The 13,439-nt window shown below is 54.7% G+C and carries 16 protein-coding genes; 7 read left to right on the top strand and 9 right to left on the bottom strand.

Translation table 11 applies throughout. The features are described from left to right. Window positions 1-306: flavodoxin-dependent (E)-4-hydroxy-3-methylbut-2-enyl-diphosphate synthase (locus R6U90_RS06910; protein WP_410351934.1), on the top strand; the 306-nt coding region annotated here is incomplete at its 5' end. A 250-nt stretch (window positions 307-556) separates the two neighbouring features. On the opposite strand, the gene mltF is transcribed toward R6U90_RS06910, so the two are convergent. From mltF to R6U90_RS06925, 3 genes are all read right to left on the bottom strand, one after another. Beyond that, a complete protein-coding gene (mltF, locus tag R6U90_RS06915; RefSeq protein WP_410351935.1) occupies window positions 557-1,900 on the bottom strand; it encodes a membrane-bound lytic murein transglycosylase MltF in 1,344 nt (447 codons plus the stop codon). Beyond that, window positions 1,897-2,799 carry a DMT family transporter gene (locus R6U90_RS06920; protein WP_410351936.1) on the bottom strand — a complete coding sequence of 301 codons (903 nt, stop codon included), beginning with the start codon at window positions 2,797-2,799 and terminating at the stop codon, window positions 1,897-1,899. Before R6U90_RS06920 ends, mltF begins: the two co-directional genes overlap by 4 nt. Window positions 2,800-3,317: 518 nt before the next feature. Next, the gene (locus R6U90_RS06925; protein ID WP_410351937.1) at window positions 3,318-3,887 is read right to left on the bottom strand and encodes a hypothetical protein; all 570 of its coding nucleotides are present in this window, start codon (window positions 3,885-3,887) and stop codon (window positions 3,318-3,320) included. A gap of 160 nt (window positions 3,888-4,047) precedes the next feature. On the opposite strand from R6U90_RS06925, the gene R6U90_RS06930 reads away from it, so the two are divergent. Further along, a complete protein-coding gene (locus tag R6U90_RS06930) occupies window positions 4,048-4,353 on the top strand; it encodes a segregation and condensation protein A (RefSeq protein ID WP_410351938.1) in 306 nt (101 codons plus the stop codon). A gap of 3 nt (window positions 4,354-4,356) precedes the next feature. Here R6U90_RS06930 and R6U90_RS06935 read toward each other — a convergent pair whose 3' ends face one another. Beyond that, the gene (locus R6U90_RS06935) at window positions 4,357-6,264 is read right to left on the bottom strand and encodes an ATP-binding cassette domain-containing protein (RefSeq protein WP_410351939.1); all 1,908 of its coding nucleotides are present in this window, start codon (window positions 6,262-6,264) and stop codon (window positions 4,357-4,359) included. A 123-nt stretch (window positions 6,265-6,387) separates the two neighbouring features. Here R6U90_RS06935 and R6U90_RS06940 point away from each other — a divergent pair, with 123 nt between their 5' ends. From R6U90_RS06940 to R6U90_RS06950, 3 genes are all read left to right on the top strand, one after another. After that, window positions 6,388-6,594 carry a YdcH family protein gene (locus R6U90_RS06940; RefSeq protein ID WP_410351940.1) on the top strand — a complete coding sequence of 69 codons (207 nt, stop codon included), beginning with the start codon at window positions 6,388-6,390 and terminating at the stop codon, window positions 6,592-6,594. Window positions 6,595-6,670: 76 nt separating this feature from the next. Further along, window positions 6,671-6,964, top strand: a complete 294-nt coding sequence (locus R6U90_RS06945; protein ID WP_410351941.1) for a PilZ domain-containing protein — start codon at window positions 6,671-6,673, stop codon at window positions 6,962-6,964. A 51-nt stretch (window positions 6,965-7,015) separates the two neighbouring features. After that, on the top strand, window positions 7,016-7,663 hold the full coding sequence (locus R6U90_RS06950) for a HEAT repeat domain-containing protein (protein ID WP_410351942.1): 648 nt from the start codon (window positions 7,016-7,018) through the stop codon (window positions 7,661-7,663). On the opposite strand, the gene R6U90_RS06955 is transcribed toward R6U90_RS06950, so the two are convergent. Next, a complete protein-coding gene (locus R6U90_RS06955; RefSeq protein WP_410351943.1) occupies window positions 7,654-8,523 on the bottom strand; it encodes an HDOD domain-containing protein in 870 nt (289 codons plus the stop codon). The two genes, R6U90_RS06950 and R6U90_RS06955, sit on opposite strands and share 10 nt — an antisense overlap. Window positions 8,524-8,568: 45 nt before the next feature. Beyond that, the gene (locus R6U90_RS06960) at window positions 8,569-8,832 is read right to left on the bottom strand and encodes a hypothetical protein (RefSeq protein WP_410351944.1); all 264 of its coding nucleotides are present in this window, start codon (window positions 8,830-8,832) and stop codon (window positions 8,569-8,571) included. Window positions 8,833-9,139: 307 nt separating this feature from the next. On the opposite strand from R6U90_RS06960, the gene R6U90_RS06965 reads away from it, so the two are divergent. Both R6U90_RS06965 and R6U90_RS06970 read left to right on the top strand, forming a co-directional pair. Beyond that, complete coding sequence (locus tag R6U90_RS06965; protein ID WP_410351945.1) at window positions 9,140-9,379, top strand: hypothetical protein; 240 nt, start codon at window positions 9,140-9,142, stop codon at window positions 9,377-9,379. Window positions 9,380-9,402: 23 nt separating this feature from the next. After that, complete coding sequence (locus R6U90_RS06970; RefSeq protein ID WP_410351946.1) at window positions 9,403-9,861, top strand: hypothetical protein; 459 nt, start codon at window positions 9,403-9,405, stop codon at window positions 9,859-9,861. A gap of 199 nt (window positions 9,862-10,060) precedes the next feature. On the opposite strand, the gene R6U90_RS06975 is transcribed toward R6U90_RS06970, so the two are convergent. The 3 genes from R6U90_RS06975 to R6U90_RS06985 all read right to left on the bottom strand — a co-directional run bounded on the left by R6U90_RS06975 (window position 10,061) and on the right by R6U90_RS06985 (window position 13,430). Continuing rightward, on the bottom strand, window positions 10,061-10,486 hold the full coding sequence (locus tag R6U90_RS06975; protein ID WP_410351947.1) for a DUF2384 domain-containing protein: 426 nt from the start codon (window positions 10,484-10,486) through the stop codon (window positions 10,061-10,063). A gap of 196 nt (window positions 10,487-10,682) precedes the next feature. After that, window positions 10,683-11,966: a flagellin lysine-N-methylase gene (gene fliB, locus R6U90_RS06980; RefSeq protein ID WP_410351948.1), complete on the bottom strand. Its 1,284-nt coding sequence runs from the start codon at window positions 11,964-11,966 to the stop codon at window positions 10,683-10,685. Window positions 11,967-11,987: 21 nt separating this feature from the next. Further along, on the bottom strand, window positions 11,988-13,430 hold the full coding sequence (locus R6U90_RS06985) for a M99 family carboxypeptidase catalytic domain-containing protein (protein ID WP_410351949.1): 1,443 nt from the start codon (window positions 13,428-13,430) through the stop codon (window positions 11,988-11,990). Window positions 13,431-13,439 lie beyond the last annotated feature (9 nt).

Genomic DNA, 13,439 nt, shown 5'->3' on the forward strand with positions numbered 1-13,439 from the left:
ACCTACTTCCAGCAACTGGCGATGGATATACAAAGTTATCTGCGCCAGCAGATGCCCCGCTGGCGTGAACAATACCAGGGCGTTGAAGAATTATCCGTAGCGGTGATGGGTTGCGTGGTAAACGGCCCCGGTGAAAGCAAGCACGCCAACATCGGCATCAGCCTGCCCGGCACCGGTGAAAAACCGGTTGCGCCGGTCTATGTCGACGGCGAGAAGACCGTGACCCTCAAGGGTGACAACATCGCCGGAGAATTCCAGCAAATCATCGACGACTACATCCAGCGCCACTATGCACGCCACGAGTGAGCCTGCCATTTTTTCGAAATGCTGGAAATAACGCGAAGAACGCAAAGGCGCAAAGAACGCAGAGAAAGATTATCCATGAAGTTACTTGCCGACTTGTGACTTACTGACAACAAGACAACATCCCTGTACTCCATACAATACCTACTTTGCGTCCTCTGCGCCTCCGCGTCCTTTGCGTTGATTCCCAGAATACAGAGAAAGGTGATATCCCTCGTCACTCGTACCTCGTTCCAGCCCGAAGGGCAAAGGGCTATTCGACTTTGAGGGCCTGCAGCAGCATGTCATGGTAGTTGCGAATACGACGCACGTAGCGCACCGGCTCCAGGCCGCGGGCGTAGCCGTATTTGAGATCCTTGTAATATTTTTTCTGCGCCAGCAACGGTAGAACTTCACGAAATTCGTGCCACAAATTCGGATTCACGCCCTGTTCGCGCGCCAGTTTGCGGGCATCGTAGATATGGCCCATGCCAACATTATAGGCGCCCAGGGCAATCCAGGTGCGATCCGGTTCAGTGATTTCGTCCGGCAGACGCCCGCGCAGGTTTGACAGATATTTGGCTCCGCCCATAATGCTCTGTTGGGGATCGAGGCGACTATTGATACCTACTTCACGCGCGGTAATCAGGGTCAGCATCATAATGCCGCGCACCCCGGTGGGGCTACGGGCATAGCGGTTCCAGTGGGATTCCTGATAGGCCTGGGCCGCCAGCAGCGTCCAGTCAATATCATAGCGTTTACCGGCTGCCTGAAACATCTCCTGGTATTTCGGTAACACCCGCCTGACCTTGCGCTGGAAGGCCCGGGTATCCACATAGTCGAAGACTTCGATGAAGCCGTAATACTTGTTGGTCAGCTGGCGCAGCAGACCGGCTTCATCATACTCTTCCAGCCAGTTATTCACTTCCCGTTGCAAGCCGCCCGCCTCAACCGGCATGGCCCAGGCCAGTTGTTGCGGTTCTCCGAGATCGAAGCGAACTGACAGCTCCGGCATGTAACGCTGATTAATAGCGACGATGTTGGAATCGCCCACAGTACAATCGAGCTTTCGCCGCCAGACCTGTTCCAGCAAATGCTCGGTATCGTTTTCCGGGTTAACTTCCCAGCTCAGCCCGGGGATCTCATCTTGCAAACGCTTGAGCTCTTCCACGTAGGTGGTTTCTGCGGGTACTTCGATGGATAGGCCGACCAGGTCTTCCGGCTCTTCAGGGTAGGCACCGCCACGGCGACAGACCACCTGCTGGGTGACCTGCTGGTAACTATTGGAAAATCGATACCGATTCTCACGCTGCTCGGTGCGGGTCAGCCCGGCTGCGGCCAGATCTACCTTGCCCTTCTCAAGCAAACTGAGTATTTCAGCCGGATTATTACTCACCACCAGCTCCAGCTCCACACCAAGATCATCGGCAAAAGCGGAAGCCAGATCGTATTCGAAGCCCGTCTTCCCGTCACGATCGACATAATAGGTCGTCGGGGCGTTACGGGTGACCACTACCAGCTTGCCCTCTTCCTGCACGCGATTGAGATAGGTTTCCTCGCCACAGGCGGCAAGCAAAATCGTCAGCAGCAGCAAGCCACCATAACGTAACTGTTTCAATCCGGCTCGTTCACTGCGCGATTGCGCAGGGTTCGAATAATCAGTCCACCCCATTGATAGAGTCCCATTCCCAGCAGGATCAACATCGCTCCCAGATAAAGCTCGAGTCCGATCTGTTCCTGGTTGAATAAACGCCCGAACAACAGGGCAAGTACAGGTGTCAACAAAGTTACCAGCGCCACGCGACTGGCATCAATCTGTTTAAGCACATAAAAGAACATGATAAAGCCCAGCACCGAACCAAATATGGCCAGATACAGAATCGAGCCAGCTGCCCGCAAGCCAATATCCGTCGGCCACTGGCCATCGAAAAGTAACCAGACCAGCAAATAACAGGGTGCCACCACCAGCAGTGCGCCACTGGTCGATTCCAGCCCGGATAACTGTGCGTTGATCTTTTTCACCAGCACCATGCTCAAGGAATGCAGACAGACCGCCAGCACTATGGCCCCAATTCCATAGCCGGCCTGCTCACTCAGGTGCAGGCCCCGGGCAAAGACCACAGTCAATCCGGATAGCGCCAGGATGATGCCCCCCATTTTGTGCCAGGTCAGGGCGCGCTCCTGTAGCCACAGGGCCGCCATAACCCCGGTGATGATGGGGGTCAGACCAAACAGCACGGATATCAACCCCGAGGGAATATACTGCGCGCCCCAGTAAACACTGGTCATGGCACCGAATACCCCGATGCCCCCCGCCAGATAACTTTTCAGGGCGGCACGGTCCCGGGGGAGTCCCCGCGACAATAATGTCAGCAGGACTCCACAGACCAGTGCCCCGAGCCACATCCGCGCGGCCACACCGAACAAAAAGCCGGGCCCTTCCCCACTCCACTTGATTGCCAGCGGCGTGGTCGACCAGATCAACACCACACCCATATAGGCTGCCGGCACCGACATACTTTTCTCCCTTGAACGGTCCAAAACGAAAAAAGCCACAGTTTTCAGGCTGTGGCTTTTGGAAAATCCGGTATTGCTTTATTTAACGACTGCTACAACAAGACCCTTTCCATCCGCCACGCACGGCCCATTGCCCAGACACGCAGGCGTACCGGGCAGACAGAGTTCCTGGCAGAATGAATAGCGTTAAACATGCTAATGAGTTTGCGTTGAGAATCGGCGGGTGTCAAGCGTCGGTCACATATACGTTCACTGGCAAATAACGCGGAGGACGCGGAGACGCAGAGTCGCAGAGAAATAAACTGATTTGTTTTTTTCCGACTCTCGTCATCGATAAAGCCATAGTCAGTTGTAATGCTGGATACAGCCACGTTGGATAAATGAAATACCCAGTGATAACCCAAAAAACCGGTAACCCAGAGTTTCCAAACTAAACTATTTTTTTCTCCACGCCTCTGCGTCTCCGCGAACTCCGCGAACTCCGCGTTGATTTCCAGAGCGCCGAACAAAGGAAGAAGTCAGCGGACGTAGATGTATTTCCAGTCGACGCCGGTGGCGTCGCGCAGGCGCTTGAGGATGCCGTCGGTGGGTACGGCCTCGTGGGGATAGATGTTGTAGAGTTCGATGAACGTCCGGGAAAAGGCCCCGCTTTTGCGCCAGTTAAGTTCGGTCGCGGCGGACTCGGCGCCGCACTGAGGACAGATATAACGGTAATTATCCGGATCGGCCTGCCAGCCGTCGATTATATCAGCCCAGTTCTCTTCCCGATGACGGCACTGGCGACAATGGACCTGCACCTGTTGCGGCCCACCGCGAAACTGCAACTGCTCGCTATAGCGGAGGCCGACATGGCAGAACTGCCCGGAGTCGGGCATCCGGGGTTCAAAATCCACCGCCGGTGAGCAACCAAGAAAACTGATGTGCTGCAAAAAAGCCTGGCCCGCCTGATAGCGTTCGTCGGGGAGCTCCTGGAGCGACTCACCAATCAGGCCGGCCTGCCGAAGGAGTTCGACCAGGGCGGGCGGATCGATCGGGCGGTAATCGGGATCAACCGGATACAGCAACAATGACGGCAGAGAAGAAGACATCGAAACACCTGGGACAAACCGAAGCGCCAGTATACCAGCCCTGTCCCGGTGATTAACCCCATGAATTGTCATGTATCCATCCGGATTTGAGGGCGATCCCTCCGCCACAAAATGCTAGAATGGGCAACTGAATACGTAGCGATAACGAATGGGATTGGCGATGAGCGGTAAAGAGTATTCCAAAGAAGAGCAGATTCTGCAGATCATGCGCAAGGTGTTGACCGATGTGGCCAAAGACACCTACACCAAACCCGGGCTCAAGCATCCCCTGTCGGAAGAGACCATTATTTCGATTCGCGACTGCCTGGGATTGATTTCCACCCGCGAGAAGGAACTGGCCGAGGAAGCCGGCCGACCAAACCAGATGCGCCCGCGTTACATTGATGAGCCGCAGGATTCAGTAGTCATTCCACTGGACATGACCGGGCTGAAGAAAAACAAATCTTCCGATCCCGAATCCAAATAACGGCTACTCCAGCTCTTCCCAACGCCGAAAGCAGACCTCCAGTTCGGCATTGATCTGATCCAGCCGCTGCAGAATAGTGGCAATGGTGTCGCGCTCTTGCTGATAAAAAGCCGGGTCGCTGATTTCCTCCTGCAGCTGCTGCTGTTCCTGCTCCAGTTGCTCGATGTTCCCCGGCAAGGCCTGAAGTTCCTGCTGCTCCCGGTAACCGAGTTTGCGCTTGCTGGCCTGCGCCGGCTGCAACACCCGCGTTTCGGGCGTTGGTGTGACGTTGGGATTAACGGCGTCATCGGGCATGGGGTCCCGGGGAGTTAGCGGATGCTGCTGACGATAGCGATACCAGTCGTGATAACCACCGACATATTCATTCACCACGCCTTCTTCCTCGAACACCAGGACACTGGTGACGACGTTATCGAGGAAAGTCCGATCGTGGCTGACAACAATCAGCGTGCCGTCATAGTTCAGCAAAAGGTCTTCAAGCAGCTCAAGGGTTTCCACATCGAGATCGTTGGTCGGCTCGTCCAGCACCAGCAGGTTGGCTGGCTGAGTGAACAATTTGGCCAGTAACAGGCGATTGCGTTCGCCGCCGGAGAGACTTCTGACCGGCGCATGGACCTGTTTGACCGGAAACAGGAATTCACGCAAATAACCGATGGCGTGACGCTTGCGCCCCTGCACCTCGACCATCTCGCTGCCTTCGTTGAGATTGTCCAGCACCGATTTTTGCGGATCAAGAATCGCCCGGTGCTGATCGAAATAGGCCGTTTCCAGTTTGGTGCCGAGGCGCACTTTGCCGTCATCCGGTTTCACCTCGCCAAGCAACACCCGAATCAGGGTGCTTTTACCGACGCCGTTGGGGCCGATAATGCCAATCCGATCGCCACGCATGATGCGGGTAGAAAAATCTTTGAGAATCGGCTTGCCATCATAGGCGAAATTGACGTGTTCCACCTCCGCCACCAGTTTGCCGGACGTCTGTGCTTCGTCCAGGTTAAGACGAACCTGACCCTGGCGATCGCGACGCTGGCGTACCTCCTCGCGCATCTGCTGCAAGGCCCGCACCCGACCCATATTGCGGGTACGCCGGGCCTTGATGCCCTTGCGGATCCAGGCTTCCTCTTCGGCCAGCTTTTTGTTCTGCCGGGCGCGCTGTTTTTCCTCTGCCTCCAGTAACTGTTCCTTTTTCTCCAGATAATGCTGGTAATCGCCGGGCCAGGAACTGAGCTGACCACGGTCCAGCTGGATAATGCGAGTAGCCAGGTTTTGTAAAAAACTGCGATCATGAGTGATAAAGACCAGGCAGCCCGAATAGCCGAGCAGGAACTGCTCCAGCCAGGTGATGCCTTCGATATCCAGGTGATTGGTTGGCTCATCCAGTAATAACAGATCGGGTTCACTGACCAGCGCGCGGGCCATCAGCACGCGGCGCTTCATACCGCCGGACAGGGTGGCCAATGGTGCCTGCTCGGGCAGATCCATTTTGCTGATGGCGGAAGCCACCCGTTGCTCCAGGCGCCAGCCATCCACCGCTTCGAGCTGATGCTGCAATTCGCTCAGCCGTTCCACGCCTCGCGGGGAATCATCGAACTGATGCAGCGCCTGATGATAGGCTTTCAGTAACTCCCCCGCTTCTTGCAAACCGCCGGCCACGATCTCGAATACCGTCTGTCCGGCTTCCTGCGGGACGTCCTGGTGCAAATGGGCGATGCGCAGGGTGTCGGGGTACCAGATTTCACCCTCGTCGGGCTGGATATCGCCATTGAGCAGATGCATAAGAGTCGATTTGCCCGAGCCGTTGCGCCCGACCAGACAAACCCGCTCGCCCCGTTCAAGCTGCAGCTCGACGTGATCCAGCAACGGCTGCTCGCCGAAACTGAGGTTCACATCTTTGAAGGTTAAAATAGGCGGCATCGACATCATCATCGGTTGGAAGGGCGGGCAGTATAACGTATTCGCTTGCGCCGATCAGGGTGCTTCCGCCCTCTGCGCGATTGAGCTAGAATTGCCCTCCCCTTTATAACCGGTTCCGCTGCTATGGATGAACACGAGGCTGCACAATTACGTGACAAGCTGCAGACCCTGGTGTGCGAACATCGGGATCTCGATGATGTCATCAATCGTCTGGTGCAGGATCCCACTATCGATCAGCTGCGGCTGAGCCGCATGAAAAAGCGCAAGCTGCAGCTCAAGGATATGATCGCCCGGGTACGCAGCCGCCTGATTCCCGATATGGAAGCCTGATTGGCATAGTGCTGGCTTGCGCCGACTGATCCGGCAGGATAAAGTTACTGGCAGGTACTCAAGCCCGGATCACAGTATGGCCAGCGAGCCGGTCAGTGACAAACGCCATCATGCCCGTTTTGCCCTGGCGCTGGATGTCAGGGTGACATTCGAGCATGACAGCTTCATTCTCAAAACCCGCGATATCAGCGACGGGGGCGTCTATCTGGCGATCGAAGAGGACGCCAGCACGCTGCCGCCGCTGGGTAGCCGGGTCAGCCTGCAGGTCCAGACTCCGCTTCTGGATGATGAGCCCCCGCCGGTGGTCGCGGGCGAAGTCGTGCGTCGCACCGATGAAGGTATCGGCATCCGTTTTCTGGAAGATGAGTGACCGGCACTGCCACCCCTTTTGAACCCGCTATTTTCCGAGCCAAACTCTGTCATGTCACAAACAGCCCCTGATGCGGAAGTATTGATTGCCACCGGCTGCGCCCACTGCCCCGCCGTGTTACAGGCATTGAGCGATCTGCTCAAAGAAGGTGTGATTCGGGAGTTGCGGGTCAGCAATATCGTGGTCGATCCCTCACGGGCCCGGGAGCTGGGGATACGCACCACGCCCTGGACCCGCATCGGCCCTTTTACTCTCGCGGGCAACTATTCTCCCGGAGAGTTGCGCCACTGGGCCGAGCAGGCCAGCAGTGAATCGGGCATTGCCGATTACATCCGCAGCCATCTCAAGGAAGGCGAATTGCAGACCATCGAGACATTTTTGCGCCAACAGCCCGAATGGCTCAAGGTGATTATCGGTCTGCTGGAGCAGGACGATCTGGAGATCCAGGTCCGCCTGGGTCTGGATGCGGTACTCGAGTCACTGGCTGGCAGTGAGGCATTGAAACAACTGGCCCCGGAATTTGCCCGTCTGTCGGAAAACAACAATGCCCAGATCCGGGGTGATGCCACTCATTATCTGGCCCTGACCGGTGATCCCGATATCCGGCCCCGGCTGGAAAAACGCCTGCAGGACGACTCTCCCGAAATTCGCGAGATTGCCCGCGAGGGGCTGGATCGCCTGGACCAGAATCAGGCCTGATCGAGGTCGCCGCGCAATAGCTGGTACATCTCGTCAAGCTGTTCGTCGGCGTCTCGCCGTGTCTTCTCCACCAGCTCCGGTGTTATACCGACCACGGACCAGATAGCGGGATCCAGCCGTTGCTCCTGCTCGGCGGCGGGACGCCGGTCCTCTTCGGTCGGTGTGGAGAGGCCGTTGGCCAGATGCACGATCGCCGCCTGTTGCAGATAATGTTCCGCGTGGCGAGGCTGATGGTGATGGGCGATACATTCGACCAGTAATAACGGCAACTGCCAGTGCTTGGCCAGCGCCCCACCCAGTTGCGCATGGTCAAAGCCGAATTCACGCCGCTCGCCCAGATAAAACGGCATGGCGCCATGTTGGGTATGCTCCAGCGCACGACGCGCATACTCGGGATAGCGAGTGAACATGATCAACCGGCCGATATCATGCAGCAATCCGGCCACGAACAGGCTATCAGGCTCGCGCAGCCGGACCTGGCTCGCCAGATGCCGGGCCAGCAATCCGCAATGAATACTGTGTCGCCAGAAGGCTTCCAGAGACCCCAGCGCCTCCGGGATGCCTTCGAAGGTCTGCACCACCGAGGTGGCCAGAATCAGATCCCGCACCCGGCGCGTCCCGATCACGGTGATTGCCCGCTGCACCGTGTCGATCTCGTGACTCAAACCGTAATAGACGCTATTGGCCATGCGCAGCAAGCGCACGGTCAGACCGGGATCCTGGGCGATGACGTCGCCAATCGCCTGCATCGGACAGCCGGGATCGTCCACCATGCGATTAACGCGCACAAAGACGCCGGGCAAAGTCACTACCTCATTGGTCTGACGGACAACCTCGTTCAGGGAAAGTGTATTTGTCATCGTAACAACAAATTACCACATAAAGTAGAGGGAAATAAACCACACTTATCCGGCACTCTCCAACCGCTGAAGCGCCGCTTCCAGTTCGACCTGCTCGATCGGAAACGGCAACGCGGCATGAATGGGAAACCGCGCTGCCACCCGTTCGAACTGGTGCAGATATTCCTTCTCATAAAACACGATTACCCGGGTATCGGGCATACGCTGAACGACCGCCATCAGGGTCTCCAGACTGCTGGTTCGATCCCGAAAATCTGACTGAAAATTGAATTCGGTGACAATCACCTGCGGCTGACGCGTTTTTAACACCCTGGCTGCCTTGCGCACCGAGTCAGTGGTCTCTACCTGATAGCCGTATTGACGGTACAGCGAGGCAAAATCCGGGTAACCGCCCAGCTCAATGATCGCCAGCAGTTCACGTGAATTCTGTGTGGAAATGGCGGGACTCCCTTGAAATACAGGCCAAAAACCGCATGTATACTAGCATACTGCCTATGAGTTATTGAGCCATTGCCGCTCAGCCAGTATGCTTGTCGACCTTTCACAATCGCCATGCAGCCAGGCTCATTAGCGGGCTGTGCGTTATTCAACCATATCGGTGCACAAGGTGGGGACTATGCCGTATTACGTATACAAAATGAACGAAGGACTCAATTCAATGGTCAGGAACCTCGAATGTCTGAACGAATTTGAATCCTTCAAGGATGCCAAGAATTTTGCCCGTGACCGACGCAGCGAGCAGAACGAAGGGGACGAGGCACTCTACAAGGTCATCTTTGCCGCCAATCAGCTGGCAGCTGAAGAGATGCTCACCGAAAAGCGGGAAGAACCGATCCTGCGTGAGTGGGAAAAGTAACCATCTGAATCTGCAGGCCTGGTGTGGAAGAAGACGAGTACAGATCCACTTATCATGAGATCAACGAACGCCGTTGTATCTTTGAAAAGTCCATTAATTCCCGCCGCAGTACCTGCGAGCATGGACGCCGCTTTAATCTCGCCGATCGCGAAGGAGTCGCCTGCAGCTCCGAGGCCGGCAATGCCCGTTGCCAGTTGTTTCTCGATCTCATGCGAAAAAACTCCAGCTTTGCCCTGCAACAGCTGCGTATTGATGGCCCCTTGCCCCATGCCAAGGAAGTGAAGGTACAAACCGGCGGGCTGCTGGGACTACAGGCCCAGCTCTACCCGGACAAAAAAGATACCGGAGAAGTGGAGAACATCGCCGGGCTTCTACGTCACGCGCAGAATCACTATGGCGAGCTGGATAATCTCCCCTTTACTGAACTGGTTAAAACCATCGTCCGCTTCGAAGGGCGCAACAAACGGCATGGCCGTCGTTAAGCGTTAACGCTGCACAGAATCTCTGCCTATCCGCTGCGCAGGAGAAACACCGGGCACACCGTAAAGCGGTTTACCCTTCGGTGAAAGCGATATCTTTTGACCTCGAGGGGAAAAATTATTACAACACTACATTGATTGTATGACGCGCATGCGTGCGGGCGTGCGGGGCATGAAACCGGAATAGAGTAAGTCCCTGGATTCAGTCGTCGCTGGCAGACCTGCTGTCGTTAAACCAGTCGTAGGCGCAATCGAGATGCGCGCGAATACGCATAATCCCATCGATACCGTCGTCGACCATAACTTTCAGGGGACTGCGGTCCTGGAACTGCTTGTTACGCTGTTTCATCCACAGGGCCCCCATAGACGGATTATGCGGATAGGTCGTACGCAAGGCATCAACAATACCGACAATGTGTTCGAGACGCTCATCCACTTCGTTGGTTTGGGGGAACGGCGTATCTTCACGATAACGACGTAGTGCCCGGGTAGGTGTTTTCGGCGGCAAATTCAACAAATCCACCTGTTGCTGGGCGGTCATACCCCAGCTATCGAGAATCGACATAACAACACGGGTCAGCTCGACCCGTTCTATGGAACTCAGCTTGCCCGTGTGAACTTCACTCATGATAACCCTGTCTGGTATACCGGATTGCGTATAACCCAGTTTAATTTGTCATTCGCCATTGTACAATAAACAGCATGCGTAGTGCTGCCTTGATGCTGCGCGATACAATAATAGTCACGCGAGAGAGTCGTACCGGCCTCAAAGCCCGGAAAAATGACGCGGGATATTGCTGAACCGGTGACAGGCAGGCGAGCACTCAGAACTTGATGAAGGGTAACGAATAATCGAAGTTCATCATCTGCTGCTCCCCAAGGGCGTTGTACAACACCTGCAGGAACGGCAGGTTCTGATCCACATCCCGGCAAAAGCGATACGTGGTATTTACCGCCAGTTCAAAAAAACATTCTCCCAGCTGCTTTTCATCGAGTTGGCCATAAGCGTATCCCTCAAGCAGCCTGGCCACTTCGGGATCGGCGATCAACAGAAAACGCAGCATCGCTGTACGCACCAGCAGCATCTGAATATAAATAAAACTGTCGGGCATGGTATAGAACCACTCCCGGAACAGGCAGTTGTAAAGATAACGGGACATATAGCGATCAAGCTGCGTGGATAAAGCCTGTTTAACCTGATGCTCAGATTCGTAAAAACGTTCAGTCCAGTTGCCCGGGTTATTTTCATTCATCAATGCGCTGAATATCTGTTTTGCCAGTTGGCTGGTTTTCTCCTGCGGAAACTGTTCCTGTTTTAACTGCAGAATTGACTGAATCACAATCAGGGCCATCGGCTCGTCTGACTGGTATTGTTCCAGGTAATCAGCCCAATGCAGAAAAGACTCCCGGGAATCCGCACGTTTCAGCTCTTTTTCCAGTAATGATGTTTCAAACGTCTCGCAACCCCGATGATAAAAACGGGAAATCCGGTTCGCCACGCTGGCCAGCGCGTACAGACGAACGGCCAGCGGCTCATTTTCACGCGCCATGATGGACAGGAAACTGTCCCTGACCTTTGAAAATTGTTGAGCGTAATAATCCGACTTGCTGCGCGGCAACTCGCGCGTAATCGGATACTCGGCACGTGGCAAGTCCGAGGGGCTGAAGCGAACCAGTGATGACAGGCTCTTCTGGGAGAAGCAACGGCGAACCACCTCCGGACAGGAAAGCGCTCCCGACATTTCCACGTTGTCGCCCCGACGCACAATCACCCGCGGGAAAAACGTACAGATATTGCCCAGCGGCTCTACCCCATGTGCACGATGGATATCACATAACCCATCCTGCGCGAGCATGGGACAATAACCATTATCGGTCATATTGATATGGGCATAGTCATAATCGCCCAGAACAGGTTTGTCATTAATCCGGATATAGGTTTCAAACAGAGCACGTTGTCCGGGTTCCTCAGACATGCGCGCCTGCAACAGCTCATAATGCTGACGGTCGAGTTTGATCTCCCAGCGCTGGCAACAGGTATCCGGGCAATCCCCGCCCAGGCATTGAAAGTCTCGAAAGTAGTCCTGGGTTTTATAATTCAATGACATTAATACATACCGCGCAGAAAATCAGTCAGCTTGCCGGGGATAGTACGCCAAATCGACGCCGGACTCGTTCGAAGGTTGTTGGGTAAAATCAGCCAGAATCATGCCACTGAATTTATCGCCGCGATAAACTTCCACCCGAAACTGTTGCGCCTGTCTGTCAATGGAAAACCGTGGCATAAAATCCTCATGTGAAACAAACACACCAGCCTCATCATGCACATCGGCATGTACAAAACCGATAATATTAACCCGGTATTCATCCCGGGGGATGACCATAAACTTATTACGCACCCTGATTTTCTCACCCGGCCTGACCAGCTTATAACGATCATCCACCAATACCGGGATGTATTTCAGGCTGTCATCAAATTCCATGAATTCAGCCTGCAGATTGGCCACCCCCCGATTACCGTAACGCACCTTGTAGTGTCGGCCGGACCCGACAACGGCAAGCAGCGGGTTGCTGGCTTCCACTTGCAAAGGCTGGCGCGCTGTCATTGGAACGTAGCGTAGCCAGTCCCGGGCATTAGTCATATCCAGAAAAAGTCGCTTATTAAACATGGCAAGATACAGTTCCTTTTCGATCGCCTGTTTAACATGAGCCGGTTCAAGTGTAAAATCGCGTCGATATTCAATACCCATTTCCTGCATGAAGGCTTCGATAACATTCAGGTGGTAAAAAGCCCGAAATGCCGTGTTCATGGATTTGCTGGCTTCGACGCCGAACGCCGCTTTGTTATTACGTACTGCGAAATAGGTCAGGGTTTTTTCCATATCCCGGTCGCCTTCTCGAGTGCGCGTGTTCTTGAGATGATAACGGTGCTCCGGATCGAGCAGCCGCTGATTAACTCGCCGGATCACTTTATCGCCCGTTTTATGCAGGTTCCCATAACGCCTGCTCGCTACTTCAGCCTGATCGATAATCAGACTCTGGCCCCAGCGGTGAGGGCCACGTAGCGAGTCCAGATGCCGGGGCCGATAATAACCACTGCCATCATGCAGATTGAGCACAATGTCGACCTGTTTGTTCAATATTATATTTTTGATTTTCTGTACTGTGCCAAATTCCGGATCTTCTTCGGCCAGTTCAAGAAATTTGCGATTCATATCGCCGTGCACGCCACGCGAGCGGCGCACGATGCTTTCGAAATTCAGATTGGGAACCACCCAGATATTGCCATAGTTAATCTGATAGTCGGTTACCAGCAGGGAAGCAGCATTAAACCCACCGGGCTCATCCCCCTGGATACCACCGATAATCAGCAATGTCGGTGCTGATGGATTGGAACCCTGTTTGTGCAGTGTAAAATCGAGCTTGGCCGTCGCCGCCTGTATTACCTCGAAAGGCAAGAGCATCATCAGGCACAGTATTAATCCGGAATACAACCCCATAACGCGATGTCGCCCGGGTTCGGCAAGAGCATTGTCCGGTTGTATCGTAATGACCTGTGGTTGGTTCAACATTGCAATTTC

Source organism: Thiohalophilus sp. (assembly GCF_046483665.1).
In the GTDB taxonomy this organism is placed as follows: Bacteria; Pseudomonadota; Gammaproteobacteria; order UBA6429; family Thiohalophilaceae; genus Thiohalophilus.